Genomic DNA, 17,464 nt, shown 5'->3' on the forward strand with positions numbered 1-17,464 from the left:
CATAGGTTTTCCCCTCTCAGAAAAACCGGGTCCGTTAATGTACTGACCTATTATTATAGTCACAGGACCGGATATGTACTAATACAGTTAAGGCGAAAAAACAGAACCTTTTCTTCTATTATCTTAATCTTTCTATAATTTACTCACCAATTCTCTATTCACAAAAAAATAACCCGCAAAGATCCTTTGAAGAAAGTCTCTTTACGGGTATTCTTGTGATGTAATGCTGTTGCTAGAACCTTCCCGATTTGAATATCGAATAGAGCAGGAAAGCCACCATCAAAATCGCCACCAGGAAACCAATCTCAATGACCGGAATATCCCACAGCATCGTGGACTGATGACTGATCGACGAACCGATAATCAGGCCCACCATAATGATACAGAAGGCAAGTAACACAATACTGAAAGACAGCCGATTGCTGATCTGGTCCATTCTGCGCATGAGTGCATCCAGTTCAGGAACACTAATCTCCAGTCTCAGCTTGCCTTTGCTAATAATGGATGATAATTGCCTTAACTGCCCTGGCAGACCAATGACACTCTCGGCCATATCGGCCGCACTGCGGAACAAGCGATTCTTGATTCTTCCAGCGCTAAAACGTTCCTTGATCAGCTTCCGCCCAAAGGGCTCGGCCATATCTACAATGCTCAGGGAAGGATCGAGATGTTCGATTACACCTTCCATCGTCAGCAACGATTTACCAAGCAGTAGAATATCCGCAGGCATGACAACCCGGTGCCTCTGAGCTACGCCGAACAAATCATTCAACGCCTGACCCACACTGATCTTGGAAAAGGGAATATCGTAATATTTGGTACGTAACTTGTCCAAATCCACATGAAGCCCACGCAGGTCCATGTCATCTGGCATCATGCCCAATTTCTCAATCGCCCGAATCATACTGTCGGTATCTTTGCGCATTAACCCAATAATAAGCGAAGCAAGCTGTTGTTTCATCTCATCACTCAGACTGCCCACCATACCGAAGTCTATAAAAGCAAGACGTCCATCCTTCAATACCATTAGATTGCCCGGATGTGGGTCAGCATGAAAGAAACCCTGAATAAAGATCTGATTCAATAATGAATCCACCAGCCGCTCGGCAATGTTATTCAGATCATGACCGCGTCTGACCAGTTCTTCACGATCATTGAGCTTGATACCTTCGATATACTCCATAGTGAGCACACGGGACGAAGTCTGATCCCAGTAAATTGCCGGGATTTTGACCTTGTTGTCCTGTTGGTACTGCTGTGCAATCTTTTCCGTATTGCGGCCTTCGACTGTATAATCCAGCTCGGCCATCAACGCCTGAGCGTATTCTTCGACCATTTGCGGAATCTGATATTGCTTCACCCAGTCCCAGCGCTTCTCGGCCATGGCTGTCAGTTCACGCAAGATATCCAGGTCACGCTGCACAATACGCGATATACCGGGACGCTGAATCTTGATGGCTACCGATTCACCGCTTTGAAGTTTGCCCAGATGCACCTGTCCAATGCTGGCCGCAGCTACAGGGGTATCCTCGAACCGGGAAAAGATCTCCTCCAGCGGTGTATCCAATTCCTGTTCCAAAATACCCCGTGCCGTCTCGGAAGAGAACGGCGGGACCTGATCCTGCAACTTCACCAGCTCGCGAATGACAGACTCAGGCAACAGATCTGCCCTTGTGCTTGCGAGTTGCCCCAGCTTGACGAAAGCTGGCCCCAGCTCCTGCAGCACAAGCCTGATGCGTTCACTCAGCGTTTTGGTGGTGTGTGCTTCACGCGACATCCACCGTCTGGGCAGAGCCAGCAGCTGGAACAAACCCAGCTCCTCGACCATATAACCGAAGCCATGACGCACTAGCGCCATGGCAATTTCACGGTATCTGCCGACATGTTTGATTCGCACTGCCATCTACTCGATCTCGTTTCCTTTGAGAGGAGGAGGAACTTCAAGTGGAGCCGGGGATTCATCAGGTTGAAGCTGTGGTGAGTGGCCCAGTTCGGCAAGTTTTTTCTCCAGAACAGCAACGCGCTGTTCCAGACTGGTTACATCACTTTCGGATGCCACACCAGCTTCCTGAAGCACACGCTTGACCTGTTCCTGAATCATTCTCTTGAACTGGCCTTGCTCTTCATCGCCCCGTTCCAGCAGACGTTCAACCAAAGCTTTGGATTCACCGGGCGCAAGTTCCCCGCGCTTGACCAAATCATCCACGGTTTTCTCAATTTTTTCTTTGCTTACGACAGTAAGACCAAGCCCTAACGAGATCGCCTTTTTGAACAAATCGCTCATTTTTGTCATCCTCCTCTTCGTTGATCTCTATATTATACCCCTTATACTCTGCATGCAAAAATGTCAGTCCGATCAGACGTAACGTGCAGCCCATTTGCCTGCTTGCAGCAGTAACTTCCGGTACGTTTCGTGTGCAAAAGACGGCACATGGTGACCTGGCATCAGATAAACAATACGCCCAACACCATATCGATGAGCCCAAACCGCAGGCTTTGGTCCTTCTTCGGATTGATATTCCAGCAATATTTTCGTTTCGGCAAAAGAACCAAATTCGAACTGATACGGTTCTTCTTCCATTGTGAAATTCGAAATGCCCTCCGTCACGGGATGGCTTTCCGCCGTTACAGTGAATTCAAGCGGTGCATACGCCGGATGATGCAGGAACTTGGCACCGATCATCTGTTTGAGCTCATAACGATTTTGGAGCGAAATGCCGTTATGTATAATGACCAGTCCACCCCCATTACTTACATAGGACAACAAACCTGCAGTCTGCTGTGGAGAGACTTTACCCTTCCAATCGTCCATGTATGAGATACATACATCAAACCCGGTTATATTTTCTTGCAGCAGCATATTCCGATTCTCACTGCACTGCACAGTCATAGTATCATGGAAAATTCGGCTAATCTCCGCATCCACCCCCTGAAGCGGGTGCCAATCCGGATGTGTATAATCGCCAAGTAATAATGCTTTTTTACGATGATCCATTCAATTAATCTCCTTTCTTGTTCACCTCACTGTATAAAACCAACTACCAGGGGAGCTTCTCTCCCTTGTAGTCCACATATGCGGGCTGATCTCCTTTAAACTGTTCATGGCGGTCGATAAGTACTGCGATATGCTGTGCAGATTGCTCGGGCGTGAGATCCGCAGCAACATCCAATTCGCCCCTCATATAACTCTGTACCCAACCGGGATGCACAAGCATCACTTGTCCGCCTTCATCCTTCAGACCATTGTGCACAAGACGGGCCTGCATGTTCAAAGCAGCTTTGGACATACAATAGGCATACCACCCATCCCGACTGCATTGTTCTATACTTCCAGCCTCGGAAGAGATATCAACAATCAGCTTGACCTGTCCTTGAAGAAGGAGGGGTAACAGGGAATGAGTCACACGCAGTGTACCTAAGGTGTTCACATTAAATACTTCAGCCATCTCCGCCATATTCAACGGCCCGCGGATATGATCCGTAATACTTCCTAGTATAGCCGCATTATTGATCAGCATATCCAAATGATTCGTATCCAGCTTCAATGTCTCCGTGAACAGAGCTACCGACAGGTCGTCCGCGATATCCAGTTCGATGGCGCGCAGATGGTCAGGATATCCTTCTGCAAGCATACGAATTCCCTCGGAATCTTCCACGTCCAGACCGGCCGCATACACGAGATACCCTCTCTTCAGCATCTGTGCCGTCAAAGCCAATCCCAATCCACGAGCAGCTCCCGTTACACATACGGTTCTCATCATGATGTCCCTCCCTCGCATAATGATTCTGTCTTTTATTCATTCCACATTTTCATCTGAAAACCTTTAATTCAGAATAGGATCGCCAACTTCACGACCAAAGACTCAGGAGGCAAAAGCGAGATTAGAGCCATTTTGCTTATTGAATCCAGCTATCTATTTGAGCTATAAATAGCTGCTATTATCTCTGCATATATCGCTCCTGCCGATAGGCTAAACAATGTTCCACCCATCTTCGAGCAGCTGCCGGGTAAGAGCCCAGATGAACGTGCGTATACCCCGCCACGATGTTGCCTGCGGCATATCCCTCTTGCTTCAAGCCACGCATCCCCTTGGTCTCATACGCATAAGGAATCGTTTCTTCATCACGATAGGTCATTGTCGAATAATGAAATTCATGACCCCGAAGTACTTCACCCTTTTTCAGCAAAAAGGAATCCCGAACGCTACTTGCTTCACGGTAGCCAAGCGCAGCGCGCTTCTTCTGCATCTGCACCTGTGCGGGGATAATGCCCGCCATGTCGAAAGTAACTCCCTCTCGGTCGGTCAACGTTTCTCCAAGCACCATGTAACCACCACACTCGGCAAATAAAGGCATGTTGGATTGTACTGCCTGTCGAAGTCCTTCCAAGAACCCTTGGTTACCGGCAATCTCTGCTGCAAATTCCTCTGGAAACCCGCCGCCCAAATAGACGCTATCCACATCCGTTGGAATACCTTCGCCAGCAAGAGGACTGAAGTATTGTAATCGGGCCCCGGCTGCTTCGAGCAATTCCAGATTATCGGGATAATAGAAATTAAATGCGGCATCGCGCGCAACGGCAATGACAGGCTGTACCGCATATGATACATGTCGATTATTAACGTGGATCACTGAATCGAATTGTGAATCGTAATTGGAGCCTGATTCAGCATTAGCCGAATCCGTGTGGGCAGTCGTGGCAGGACTCACTTCTTCTGCATTTAACGGCGGGGCGCTTGCCGCCAGTCCCAGCAGAAGATCCAGATCAGTGCCTTCCATCAGCACATCGGCAGCCCGCTGAAATAATGGCTCCAGTTCACCGCGCTCAATGGCAGGTACCAGCCCCAGATGTCTCTCCGGGATGGACATGTCTTCGTCCCGCTTCAGCCAGCCAACCACAGGAATGCCGCACATCTGCTCAATGGCTTTTTGCACAATGGTATAATGACCCGCACTTCCACACCGGTTGACGATCACTCCGGCAATATTTAATTCAGGCTCCAGCTGTTGAAAACCCAAGACAATCGCGGCCGCACTGCGAGCCATGCTGCGTACGTCCACAACCAGAATCACAGGGGTCTGCGTGACCAGAGCAATCTCTGCAGTTGAGCCTGTATTGTTAAGCGGATCTTTGCCATCATAGAGGCCCATAACGCCCTCGATAATGGAAATATCATGTCCCGCCGATGCCTTCTCGAACGTATCTCTCACATACTCAGGCGATGTCATCCATGCATCCAGATTACGTGACGGTCTGCCCGTGACGGCGGTATGGTATGTCGGATCAATATAGTCCGGGCCGCATTTGAACCCTTGTACACTCAAGCCACGCTGAGCGAGTGCTCTCATTAGCCCCAAAGTTACTGTCGTTTTCCCTGCACCACTTCCGGTCCCTGCAATGATAAGTCGGGGTCTGGCGTTAGGATCTGCAATGGTCATCGTCATTTCCACCTTTTCTTCGAGATAAGAAAAGCTTCTGATCGAAGCACTATCAAGGATGTACATTCGTATTTTAGTTGTAACGTATAAATTCTATAATCTAAACAAAACCGCATCATATAGCGATGCGGTTAAGATTAATGCACACTTTTTATTCATGAAGCGACGCCAAAAGCTTTTTGTCGAACTGATCTAAAAGCAGGCCACTAATCTCTAATCTTGGCCGCACGCCCTGCTGCAAAGTAACGTCCAAGCTCAACGATGAGTGCTCCCATCTTCTCTTCCTCCGGAATGACCAGTGCCTCAATGCCTTCTTCACGCATGGAGTTTGCGGTAACTTTACCTACAGACGCAGGAATTACACCTTGTCTGAAGGCTGCAAGCATCGGCTCAAGCTTGTCCTGGGAGGCCGCATATTGCGTCAGAAATCTAACCTGTGGTCCACTTGTGAACGCAACAGCATCTACTTCGAAATTTAGAATCTCATTTAATAACTGTTCCAACTCTGCCTCTTCTGGCGGTACATGGCGGTAAGGAAGCACTTGTCTGACGATTGCACCTTGTTCTTCCAACCATGCAACGAGTTTGGGAGCTGTCTCCCCATGAAGCTGCAACATAACCTTTTTCCCTGCGAGATCATGTGGGGAGAATTCTCGAATGAGCCCGTCCGTGCTACCGTCATCATCTCGTACCAGCGGTGTTAACTTGCGCTTTTTGAGCGCATTCACCGTCTTGTATCCCCTTGCCGCAATTGAGGATTCCGATAATACATCCAGCAATTGGCCTGCGACTTCCATATCCTCAGCCATTTCAAACAATGCATCCAATCCCATACCCGTAGTTAACACCGCCCAGTCTGGCGGGTCTGAGATCCAGGATACCAGTCCATCCCTGATACTCCGATCATCCAGGAATACAGTCCCCTGTGCCGGTCGCACAAGCGGGATTCCACCCATTTTTTCAACCAGTATGGACATTTCTTTCGATTTTCGTGGTCCTGTCAATGCTACACGCACACCTGCCAAATGTTGAGCCATTCATGTTCCCCCCCGTTAGTTCAGCCGAATGTTCATCAGTCTGACTACAGTATACAGGGTACTTCTGTGGAGGGAAACTGTACTTTCCCTCTTTTTGCCCGTTCATCTATAAGGATTTTTGATGGAATGCATCAGGAAGGCTGGAGTTCTCCGCCATGAGAATCTTTCCGTCTTTTCTCTCCGTCCTTCTCCGAATCAGCCGATTTTTGTTCCGGCTCATGTTTCTCTTTCTTTGACTGTTCTCCCGATCTCTGTTGGGTAGATTCTTTTTTATCCTTTTTGCGAGGACGAAGGAAAAGAAACAGCACAATAGGGAACAGCACTTCAAATACAATGGCAACCCATGTCCATTCCCGAGTAAAACGATTGAGCTGAATGGCATTTCGGAAGAACCAGAATGCACAGACAAATCCGACGAGGGCAATCGGGCCTGTCAATACCTTTCCCGATACGTTCGGAATCATTCGCTTCAATCCCCAGCAGACAAAGTACAGGTCAAAAGCAATCTTCGTGATCATCGTAGGCAAAGTCGCTGCTGCCAGTGCCAAGTCAAACCGGTCCAGAAAGTCACTAATTTGCAGCTGTCTTGCAAGCTCGTAGGAAGGGTATACCAGTCTTGAAGCAATCGGAACGCCAATAGAAGTGATGGTTTCCACAACAATCAGCATCATGAGCAGTGCCGAGAGGATAATTCCCCCCAGGGCAGACTTAAAACGAAAATCACTACCCTTGATTACAAAGGGCAATGCAATCATCTCGCCATAAAATGAAAATATGTACCAACTCCCTTTACCTACGCCTGCAACATCGACATGAAAATACGGCATCAGGTTGTCCATGTCGACTTGTTGAATGAGCATGAAAGGTACAATTACCGAGTTCAACAGGAACAAAGTGACGTACAATTCCGTCATTCCAATCAAGGAGCCCAGTCCGCCCCGAACGATAAAAACGCCCATAATCATCAGTGACATTACAATGATAGAGATCGGTGTTGTCTCCAGCAATGTGATACTGATATAGTCACCTGTTAACCGAATATCTCTTGCAAACACAAAGAAAAAAAACATAATGTACAGAAACGCCATTAATCTTCCCAGTAAGGGGAATCTTCCGATGAGCGACTCGAACAGATCCTTCTCAGGAAATCGCCGCTGAACCCGGCTCAACATCCACATGGATGCAAGCATCACTACGACTACAGGTATATACGAGAGATAAGCATGTTGTTCCGCATAGTAGATAGCTTGCGCGTGTGGCTGAATTAACGTACCTGAAACACTGAGCAGCAGCACGAGCAGGATCATCTGACGGTGTGTCACTCTCTGATTCATGAAAAACCTCCTCTCCCTCTCGTGATCCCGCAAACTTAATGCGTCCTGTCCATAAACCTAGGGCAGTGGCAGTAAACGCTGGATAACGTGGCTTATCCATACCGACACAAATAAGGTTTTGCTTAGATTAGTGACATAGAACCAAATGCCTGTACCTACTGCTATCAAACTATAGGATAGCCAGCGATTAATGGCAGCTGCCTGTTTCAAATGTCTGAAATCCATCAAGATGACCACGATTGCCATGGCCAGGTAGGTAAATAAGAGTGGTTTAATCATGTACAACTTCCTCCTCTACAACGCCGATTGGTTTATTACTCACCCCAACGTTTTCAATAAGGACATGGGGGGTAACCGTCACCTCAACTTCAGGGTATATGTCATCCCAACGATCCTTCATCGTGTCCCACTTGGCCGGCAGATGTTGATGAATGGATCGACCAATTCCAAGGATGTCCGCATGGTATTTTCCCTGAACCAATCGGACACCTTCCTCGATATCCAATTTTATTTTCTCGTGAATGGCTTCATGTAACTTCAGAATCTCATTCTCACGCCGGTCACCATAATTGGATTCGTTATCTACGAGAACTCCCTTGGCATATAATTCAATATTCACGGTGACCTTGTCAGCCTTGATACTGGGATGTAGTGAAGCGTTGTTCTCGTTCAACTTGATGAACATATTTCCATCTCCGCCAGGAGCTTTAACCATAATCTCCGGCGCATTGGCCTCGCCCATAGCAAGAATGAGCGCATCGGCTGGAGCTTTGTCGATCATGCCAACCAGCTTATCTTTCTTGAAAATGGCCAACCCATCCAGCTTGATGTTTGTTTTGGCGTCCTTCCACCCTTTTGGAACATTGCTCACTTTCGAAGCGACCGGCAGGAATGGATCGACACCTTCACTCAGAATGGCATCTATAAACGTTTTAAGTGAACGTGGATTACGCATATTGAGGAAGCACAGTTCCCGCACCATCTCGGATGGAAACTTCTCTATAGGTGCATCCGTATCCATGACCTCATATGCTGCACCTTTTGTGACCACTGGCAATGCAGAGAATCGGTTCAGCGGATACCGCGTAAACAGATCAAGCATGGAGGCCACGCCATCCCGGGCAAGCTCCTCACCAATAAGCATCGTACGGCGATGCGCATAATAGATTGTTCGTGAGAGTTCCTTTTGACCTTCAATAGACGTACCATGCAATGATTTGGCTGTATTGGATAACATGAACCAGGATTTATCCCCACTCGTGCCGCCTCCGCCTCCCTCACTACCGGAAGAACCGGATTGTCCCGGCAGAGCAATCTGAAGACTGGATCTGTAATTGTCCCCCTCCTTATCAACAGCAATACCAATCACAAAGGCAACATCGTTAATCTCCTTACGATCCCAGCAACCTGAAATAAAAGTGGTACATAACAACAGTGCTATCACTGCCCGGTACTTATATATGAACTGCATGGGTTCACCACCCTTCCTCAGCTTCAGGGGAACCGTTGATCTTTTCGGTCATCCGTTTCTGATCCCGATGTACCGTAGAAGGACGATTAATCATTTTCCACCATGGCACACGAATGAGAATGTCTTTGGTATCTGTTTTACTGTACGGGCTAAGACCAGAGAGATATGGGACACCGAACGAAGTCATCTGTGTCAGATGCACCGAGATCAGGACCAAGCCGATGACGATGCCGTATAATCCAAGCATACCTGCCAGTAACATGATCGGAAATCGGAGCAGACGCACCGTAATCGCGAAGTTAAATCGCGGGATCGTGAAGGAAGCTATTCCTGTCATGGATACGATAATAACCATCGGTGCGGATACAATCCCCGCTTGAACTGCGGCCTGTCCGATCACGAGTGCACCGAGGATACTGACAGCCTGACCCACTGTCTTGGGTAACCTGACCCCCGCTTCCCGGAGAGCTTCGAACGATAGCTCCATGATGAGAGCTTCGACCAGTGCCGGAAAAGGAATAGCTTCCCGTGCCCCCGCGATACTCAGTATCAATGTGGTTGGCAGCATGTCCTGATGAAATGTCGTAATAGCGATGTATAGGGCTGGCAGAAATAACGCAATGGCTACGAACAAAAAGCGAATCCAGCGCAACAGATTACTGATAAAGAATCGCTCGTAATAATCCTCGCTGGCTTGCAGCATCTGCCACATCGTGACTGGAGCAATCAGCGCAAAGGGGGTTCCATCTACCATAATGGAAAAGCGTCCCTCCAACAGATTGCCTGCAACGGTATCCGGCCGCTCCGAGTAGTGCATCTGAGGAAAAGGGGAATACGGATGATCTTCAATCAATTCCTCGATATAACCCGTCTCCAGGATGCCATCAATATTGATTTTTTCCAGACGTTTCTTAACATCTTGAATCGTTTTTGGATCGGCAATACCTTCCAGGTAGGTCAGCACAATATCTGTCTTGGTGTCTGTTCCAAGGGTCATACTCACCATCTTGAGCGCAGGTGTTTTCAGCTTGAACCGCAATAAGGCCGTATTCACACGGAGCGTTTCGGTAAATCCCTCCCGCGGTCCCCGAATCACGGATTCTGTCTGCGGTTCCTCCACACCACGTCTGACGCCACCTTTGACATTGAACATCCAGGCTTTGTTACTTCCATCGACCACCAGAAGGGCAGAGGATGCCAGCACCCCTTCTGTCGCAGCAGCCCAGGTATCCACTCGCTTCACCTGTGTTAGCTCAACGGTTGTATCATCCAGTGGGACATCAGGTTCATCTGTTCGCTGCTGCACCAGCCCTCGAATAATCGGACGCAGCATGTGTTCCTGGATATCAGCCGAATTAACAATGCCTTCAATATAGACCAGAAGTCCTTTCACTTCAGGCGTAATCATGACGTTGCGAAAAACCACATCCGAGCATTCGGAGAATATCTCCTTTACCGCCTTAATCTGAGTTTCATGTACTGCACTAATCGGCTGCCGAAGAAAAGGCGGGGACGGCAGTCCCAAAGGAATATGTTTTTTTTCTTCTGAAGCTCGTCCCGGTTGTCGGGACTTGTCTTTTCCAGATGTTTTGTCTGCCATATGCCGCCCCTCCGTTCTTGTTTTTATACAAGGTAGCTTGTGCCAGACAGCAGGGAATTATGTGGTCTTTTTTGCAAAATTACGATTAAATTCTCTGCGTTTTCAGACAGCAAAAAGGCCTCTGTATTTAACAGAGACCTCTGGGATGTTCCAAGTTCTATAGGTACTTATAAGTTAATCCGCAAAATAATCTTCAGGCACATAACGAATCTCCGACTTCGCATAGATGCTTAGCGTGTGACTCTCCCTGTCGTATACTACCCGTTCACCATCTACGTAATACCAGTGTTTCAAAAGGGGCTGATCCTTGCGTTGGACGAATCGAAATACGTTCAGTTCCTGTCTAAGCTCCATAATCTGTTCCACAATCTGCTCGTCCAGACCCGTAACGGTAAATATGAAACCTGTACCCTCCTGTTGGAACCGATAGGACAGCGAATCTGTTTTGCTATTAGCTAATCCTCGCCCGGTCACCGCATGTTTTACCATAAACCATTCCTGTTGCGCCATACGTGTATATCCTCCTTCATCTTGGAGTTCATTTCATCAGCCATCTACGGCAAATCAATAATCATATAGAACGTATCTTCGTTTCCTTGCAGTTCGATTGAATCCTGCTGTTCCACACGAGCCGTGTCGCCTTCGTTCAACAGGTACTCTGCGTCCAATCCCAGCTTGCCTTCGATGGAGAAAATGTACATTCGGCGGCCTGCATCCTGATTAAAGGTTAACGTTTCGTCTTTGGCTAATCGGCCAAGGTAGATCGTCATATCCTGATGAATGGTCGCAACTCTTGGTCCCCCATCTGGGGATACAATCGGCACGAGTGCTCCTGCCAATGCCGCTGGATCAAATGATGTCGTCTCATAGGAGGGCTCCAACCCTTTTGTCTGTGGCATGAACCAGAGCTGAAGCAAACGTACTTCTTCGGTATCGGATGCATTATGTTCGGTATGAATCATGCCACTGCCTGCTGACATCCGCTGGATACCGCCAAAGCCTGTAACGGCTACATTGCCCAGATTATCTTCATGTCGCAACTTGCCGTTCAGTACGATCGATACAATCTCCATATCACTATGTGGGTGAGCTCCAAAACCGCGACCAGGCGCGATCACATCGTCGTTCGCTACCCGCATCGGTCCAAACGCCGTATTCTCCGGGTCTTGGTATTCTCCGAAAGAAAAGCTGTGACTGCCACGGAGCCAGCCTCGATCGAAGCTGGAGCGGGCATCGGATGGAATGACGTTAATCATAAAATGCATCCTCCTTATTTTTTCTTAGTAGCATACTTATTCTCATTGTAACAAACCATAGGCATGTCGTCCAAACGAAAAAAGTTCTCTACTGATCAGCCCGGTTCGCAAAGCAATTCCCGAACCGGCCTGGCCAATAAAGAACCTCGTTACAGGACTCATCCTGCACTTCATTATTTTTTAGCAATCGTTAGTCAATTCAAGCACTCACATTCTGACGAGCGTTCCCCTGTCTGGAGAACAGATAATCCACGGCCAGGAGGCGGCTTCCTGTGAAGAGCAGTGTCAGGGAACCCGCCAGCAGCAGGTAATCTAACTCGGTACCACTCAGGAACGGCTCACCCACTTTGGCTGTAAACAGAACGCCAACCATCACGATGGCAAACAGGGCAGCAAACACACGTGTTCCCAGACCCAGAATCATCGCTGCACCACCTACCAACTCAATGATGGCTACAACGGATGCAAGAAATCCGGGAATACCAATGCTTTCGAAAAAACCTACCGTACCGCTGATTCCACCTTCGAATTTACTCCAGCCGTGCAATACAAAGATCAAACCGATCATAATCCTTGAGAAAAGCAATCCAATCTCTACACTTTTATTATTCATGTTCATCTTCCTTCCTCATTATATTCGACTTCACATGTAGCCCAATTAATCTATCCGATGGACCAAACAAACAAGATAGACAGCAATAGAAAAACAGTAGCCGACATCAGAACAGCATAACGTGGCAACCTCAGCGTCACGTCCTGTTCCGGGTCCAGCAGACGTGAAATGCGGACATTCACCGACGTATCCGCAAATGAGGATTGAACGGTCAGTTCTTTGGCCCCCCAAGGTTCAGGACAAGCACGGAGCAACTTGAGCAAAGCACTGCCAATGCCTGCCACATTGCCTGTACGCTCAATGGCCTCATTGTCTGCCAGAATTTCTCTAACGATATTGTAATGTTTCGAAGTATGCTTCAATACGGGAATGTACGGCATCATGATTGCAAATACCGATAACAGTGTTGTCTTCAGTGGGTCACGGTGCCACAGATGATGGACTTCGTGGTACACAACTGCAGTCTCCTCTTCTGCATCCAGCATCGTCAGAAGCCCCGTGGAAAGTACGATGCAAGGTCTCCATAGACCAATTGTAAATGCAACCGGAGAATGCTTGTCCACTACAATGAATCCTGGCTGTCCGAGATGGTGATACTTGGACTCCAGTTCACGAGACAATGCATGCACTTCCATGGAGCGAAGTTTACGTACGGCTGCTCTGGTTTTCATCATACGCACCATTAACAACCAACCTGTTCCCGCAAATGTCAGCAATACCAGTGCCAGCAGGAAATGTCCCACGGATAACCATCCCAGTCGACTCATCCAATGATTGCAGAGCCAGAGCAGGTTAAACGGGATATCCCAGCCAAAAATTTTGTACATCGCGTACATGAACATCTGCATGAACACGAGTAGCGGAATGCCAAACCCGACGGTAAACAAAAGTTTCGAGCGGGTCTTCCACATCTTAATCGCTATCCTTTTTCCATTGTTTGATCTTCTGTTCCAAGCGTTCAATCAGACCCGCATCTGCTTCGTCCAGCGCATCCAGCATATGATTCAATGCCAAAGCTCCGAATTCATCCACCAACTCATGTGACAGTTCCTTGGATTGGTCGTTCATAAACTCCTCCTTGCTCTGTACCGGTTGGTACAAAGATGTTCTGCCCTTTTGTGACTTTCCGAGAAGTCCCTTGTCTACGAGCCGATTCATCACGGTCATGACTGTATTAAAATTGACGTCTTTGTCTTGTTCAAGTGCGGTCTGCACTTCACGGATGCTACTGCCAGGATGAGCCCATAAAATGTCCATAATCCTGGCTTCCAGCGGACCGAAAAATCGGTTGAGCCCACGCTCACCCACTTTGAAATTGTGTATTCTCATTTTCTGACACCCCTCACACTACCCATTGTAGTGCCATCAAATGAGAAGTCAACCTCTATGTCAGCTATTTTATGTAAATGATTTGTAAATTTGTTTTCCATTTCAGTAAAAAAGGCCAAAGACCGGGAGTTCCGCACGTTCGCGGTTCTGCCCGGTCTTCAACGAATATTAGTCCGTATGATGTTGTAGAACATGGTCAAACTGTACTTTATTTTCCATCCTGTGACGGCATATGTGCAGAAATATCCACGCCGAGTCCATGAGCTAAACGTCCGCCAAGCTGTCCATCCGCTCGGAAGAAGTGACACAGGGCACGCATTTGAATATCAACAGATACGCCCTTAAGGTCATTGACCAGATTATCAAGCAAATGCTGCTGCTCTACAGGAGTAAATGAACGGAAAAGCTCACCTGACTGCGTATAATCATCCGTCTTCTCGATTTTCTCTCTTGTAACATGCCCTTGCAACGGAACCTGACTGTCCCGGTATGCCGGATCTTCTTGCGGGCTGTTTCCTGAACTGTTGGGTTCATAGTTCACCGGAGATGGGTCCTGATTCACATTCATGAGTCCATCACGCTGATGATTACGAACGGGTGCGTACGGGCAATTCACCGGAATTTGCAAATAGTTCGGTCCAAGCCGGTGACGCTGTGTATCTGGATAGGAGAATAGGCGTCCTTGCAACAATTTGTCTTCGGAAGGCTCAATTCCGGGTACAAGCGCACTAGGAGAAAAGGCCGCCTGCTCCACTTCAGCAAAGAAGTTTTGCGGATTCCGATTCAGGGTCATGGTCCCTACCGTATGGAACGGCAATACATCTTCAGGCCATGTTTTGGTTGGATCGAGCGGATCAAAAGCAAAATCATCCATTTGCTCAGGCTTCAAGAGCTGTACCTGAAGCTTCCACTGTGGGTACTGCCCGTTCTTGATATGTTCATGCAGGTCCCGGGTAGCATGATTAAAGTCTTGCCCCTGTACCTCGGCAGCTTCCTGACGAGAGAAGCCTCGCACGCCTTGTGCAGACTCCCATTTGTATTTCACATAGTGGACCTGTCCCTGTGCATTAATCCATTTGAAAGCATGTACGCTGAAACCATCCATCTCTCGATAACTTGCTGGTGTGCCTAGATCAGAGAACAACCAGGTCATCATATGTGTTGATTCCGGTGAGAGGGTCATAAAGTCCCAATATCGGGCAGGTTCCTGAATATTTGTATCCGGAGCCGGCTTCAAGGAATGCACCATATCAGGGAACTTCATCGCATCACGAATGAAGAAAACGGGCAGATGATTACCGACAATATCATAGTTGCCTTCCCGTGTGTAAAATTTGACGGAAAATCCGCGTGGATCTCGTGCAGTCTCTGGTGATCCCGTACCATGAATAACGGTTGAAAAACGAACCAGCACATCCGTCTCCGTACCTGGATCTTGTAGGAAGTCAGCTGTTGTATACTCCTTCATACTTTGCTCTAGCGTGAATACGCCATGAGCACCTGCTCCTCTTGCATGAACCACCCGTTCTGGAATACGTTCACGGTCAAAGTGGGCTATTTTCTCAATGAGATGGTAGTCTTCAAGCAGTGTCGGCCCTCTTCTGCCTGCTGTGCGGGAATTCTGGTTGTCACCTACAGGTGCTCCCTGATTTGTTGTCATACGTTCTGTCATCATGTCGTCCTCCTCTAATGGGTCTCACGGCTGTTATATATCTACTATTAAAATCATATTCGGCTTCGGTTTAAATATACATTTAGACTTGATCTAACTGTTAAATTGATTCTAACATGTCCCACTCTACTCTTGCATGAGGTTCACATGAGATTAAGATGAGGTTCTTCAACATTCATGAATGAACTATGAACATGTTTTAAGGGAATGATTCTGATCTGCCTCTCTATTAGGTAGTACCCGAAAAAGCATGAAGTGAAAGATAAAATTTGAGCAAAAAAAAGCGGACTAATCCGCCAGGCGGTAGCCCACTCCTCTTACTGTTACAATATATTGCGGCGAAGAAGCATTATCGCCCAATTTTTTGCGCAAGCTTTTGATATGAACATCGACCACATTACTTCCACCCGTAAAGTCCGTCTCCCAGATATCGCTGAGCATTTCCTCACGGGAAATGACTGCACCTTTGGCATCAATCAGCTTGAGTAACAGATCATATTCGGTCTTGGTTAGATGAATCCGGTTATTATCGCGCTGTACACTCATCCGTTCACGATCGAGCCACAGATCTTTAAATCCGATACGGTGCCCTTCCTCAGGCAAAAAACCACGGTTGGGCAGAGCAGGGCTGTTGCCAATCATGCGCTGCACTCGGTAAAGTGCTTCCTGCGGGCGTGCAGGCCACACCAGCAATTCCTCCTGAAGCATCGGTCCACTTGCACTGCCAATCATCTTCTCACCAACCAGATACAAACAAGGGGTTGTATGCTCAGCCTCACGATTCAATCGGCTGCTAATGCCGGCAAATGCATCGATCGTTCCAGCAACAGACAGATCATAGATCAACAGATCAAAGACAAGACGCTCATGCAGATCCGGTTCCCAGCGATGGAAGACCAGTACATCAAAGCAACTATCCGTTAAGGCCTTTACCAGTTCATGAACCTGCCCCGGCATCGGGCTGATCAGAATAACACGCCTTGTAACCGGACAATTGTCCACAAGGGGTGTTGAGTCAGACAAGGCTGGTTTAACCCTTAGGGGTAAACGGCGGCCAGGCAGTTTTATTTTTACTTGATCCGTTTGTTTCTGCATTCCCCGCAGACACCTCCAAAGACCACATGAGCATGATCGATTGCATATCCGGTTTCTTCAGCTACCTGTTTCATCCATTGTGGAGGAACCTCTGTCATCACCTCGTCCACTCTGCCGCACACTTCACACATAATATGCTGATGATCATCCATACGGGCATCGTACCGGCTTGCTGTCTCTCCGAGTTTAAGTTCCCGTATCAATTCTTTGTCCGTCAGATAACGAAGAGAATTATACACCGTACCATAGGCCAGATTATATCCTTGTTCCACGAGTCGATTCATGACATCAGCAGCTGTCGGATGATCCTCTGAATGGCGCACCACATCATATACCGCTTGTCGTTGTATCGTCAGATTTAAAGTTCTCACAACCATTTCTCCTTTATTATTGATCCATTTTATATGAAATCAGACACTGATCTTCTACTTATGATGGTCTTCCCAAAAAGAAGGAATACATTTTGATTTAGATTAAGTATAAATCTCATTGCATATTGAAGTCAATATCACTCTAACATCCTGTATATGCAAATAAAACATCTTTCCCAGCAATCCCCTCATAAATTTGGGATAATATGGTTCGCTACAGCACCACTTTTCAGATAAAATATAGGGA

At 47.6% G+C, this 17,464-nt stretch carries 18 protein-coding genes; all 18 read right to left on the bottom strand.

The features are described from left to right. Positions 1 to 232: 232 nt before the first annotated feature. Entirely contained in the window at positions 233 to 1,903 is a 1,671-nt protein-coding gene (locus MHI12_RS28135) for an AarF/ABC1/UbiB kinase family protein (RefSeq protein WP_036667829.1), read from the bottom strand. After that, positions 1,904 to 2,284, bottom strand: coding sequence for a phasin family protein (locus MHI12_RS28140; RefSeq protein ID WP_091012767.1), 381 nt, complete (start codon positions 2,282 to 2,284; stop codon positions 1,904 to 1,906). A gap of 72 nt (positions 2,285 to 2,356) precedes the next feature. Further along, positions 2,357 to 2,995, bottom strand: coding sequence for a ThuA domain-containing protein (locus MHI12_RS28145; protein WP_036667831.1), 639 nt, complete (start codon positions 2,993 to 2,995; stop codon positions 2,357 to 2,359). Between the two features lie 43 nt (positions 2,996 to 3,038). Beyond that, positions 3,039 to 3,761, bottom strand: coding sequence for an SDR family oxidoreductase (locus MHI12_RS28150; RefSeq protein WP_235193706.1), 723 nt, complete (start codon positions 3,759 to 3,761; stop codon positions 3,039 to 3,041). Positions 3,762 to 3,939: 178 nt separating this feature from the next. Beyond that, the gene (locus tag MHI12_RS28155) at positions 3,940 to 5,439 is read right to left on the bottom strand and encodes a cobyrinate a,c-diamide synthase (protein ID WP_353882416.1); all 1,500 of its coding nucleotides are present in this window, start codon (positions 5,437 to 5,439) and stop codon (positions 3,940 to 3,942) included. 206 nt (positions 5,440 to 5,645) lie between these two features. Continuing rightward, on the bottom strand, positions 5,646 to 6,476 hold the full coding sequence (locus MHI12_RS28160; RefSeq protein WP_353882417.1) for a uroporphyrinogen-III synthase: 831 nt from the start codon (positions 6,474 to 6,476) through the stop codon (positions 5,646 to 5,648). A gap of 131 nt (positions 6,477 to 6,607) precedes the next feature. Then, positions 6,608 to 7,810, bottom strand: a complete 1,203-nt coding sequence (locus MHI12_RS28165; RefSeq protein ID WP_353882418.1) for an endospore germination permease — start codon at positions 7,808 to 7,810, stop codon at positions 6,608 to 6,610. A gap of 57 nt (positions 7,811 to 7,867) precedes the next feature. Next, complete coding sequence (locus tag MHI12_RS28170; RefSeq protein ID WP_100528318.1) at positions 7,868 to 8,089, bottom strand: hypothetical protein; 222 nt, start codon at positions 8,087 to 8,089, stop codon at positions 7,868 to 7,870. Then, positions 8,082 to 9,281, bottom strand: a complete 1,200-nt coding sequence (locus tag MHI12_RS28175; protein ID WP_100528317.1) for a Ger(x)C family spore germination protein — start codon at positions 9,279 to 9,281, stop codon at positions 8,082 to 8,084. The genes MHI12_RS28170 and MHI12_RS28175 overlap by 8 nt, the downstream gene beginning before the upstream one ends. A 4-nt stretch (positions 9,282 to 9,285) precedes the next feature. Then, on the bottom strand, positions 9,286 to 10,881 hold the full coding sequence (locus MHI12_RS28180; protein ID WP_100528316.1) for a spore germination protein: 1,596 nt from the start codon (positions 10,879 to 10,881) through the stop codon (positions 9,286 to 9,288). Between the two features lie 174 nt (positions 10,882 to 11,055). Next, positions 11,056 to 11,391 carry a hypothetical protein gene (locus MHI12_RS28185; RefSeq protein WP_036667838.1) on the bottom strand — a complete coding sequence of 112 codons (336 nt, stop codon included), beginning with the start codon at positions 11,389 to 11,391 and terminating at the stop codon, positions 11,056 to 11,058. A gap of 44 nt (positions 11,392 to 11,435) precedes the next feature. Beyond that, on the bottom strand, positions 11,436 to 12,137 hold the full coding sequence (locus MHI12_RS28190; RefSeq protein WP_076328703.1) for a pirin family protein: 702 nt from the start codon (positions 12,135 to 12,137) through the stop codon (positions 11,436 to 11,438). A gap of 199 nt (positions 12,138 to 12,336) precedes the next feature. Further along, on the bottom strand, positions 12,337 to 12,750 hold the full coding sequence (locus tag MHI12_RS28195) for a DoxX family protein (RefSeq protein ID WP_100528505.1): 414 nt from the start codon (positions 12,748 to 12,750) through the stop codon (positions 12,337 to 12,339). Positions 12,751 to 12,800: 50 nt separating this feature from the next. Then, positions 12,801 to 13,661 (bottom strand): M56 family metallopeptidase, encoded by an 861-nt coding sequence (locus MHI12_RS28200; protein ID WP_047840779.1) that lies wholly within the window; start codon positions 13,659 to 13,661, stop codon positions 12,801 to 12,803. A gap of 1 nt (position 13,662) precedes the next feature. Then, positions 13,663 to 14,079, bottom strand: coding sequence for a BlaI/MecI/CopY family transcriptional regulator (locus tag MHI12_RS28205; RefSeq protein ID WP_405170913.1), 417 nt, complete (start codon positions 14,077 to 14,079; stop codon positions 13,663 to 13,665). 208 nt (positions 14,080 to 14,287) lie between these two features. Then, the gene (locus MHI12_RS28210; protein WP_405173063.1) at positions 14,288 to 15,751 is read right to left on the bottom strand and encodes a catalase; all 1,464 of its coding nucleotides are present in this window, start codon (positions 15,749 to 15,751) and stop codon (positions 14,288 to 14,290) included. Between the two features lie 288 nt (positions 15,752 to 16,039). Further along, complete coding sequence (locus MHI12_RS28215) at positions 16,040 to 16,846, bottom strand: winged-helix domain-containing protein (protein WP_036612804.1); 807 nt, start codon at positions 16,844 to 16,846, stop codon at positions 16,040 to 16,042. Next, on the bottom strand, positions 16,822 to 17,217 hold the full coding sequence (locus MHI12_RS28220) for a transcriptional repressor (RefSeq protein WP_340014799.1): 396 nt from the start codon (positions 17,215 to 17,217) through the stop codon (positions 16,822 to 16,824). Before MHI12_RS28220 ends, MHI12_RS28215 begins: the two co-directional genes overlap by 25 nt. Positions 17,218 to 17,464 lie beyond the last annotated feature (247 nt).

Source organism: Paenibacillus sp. FSL H8-0280, assembly GCF_045040665.1.
Lineage (GTDB): Bacteria > Bacillota > Bacilli > Paenibacillales > Paenibacillaceae > Paenibacillus > Paenibacillus xylanexedens_A.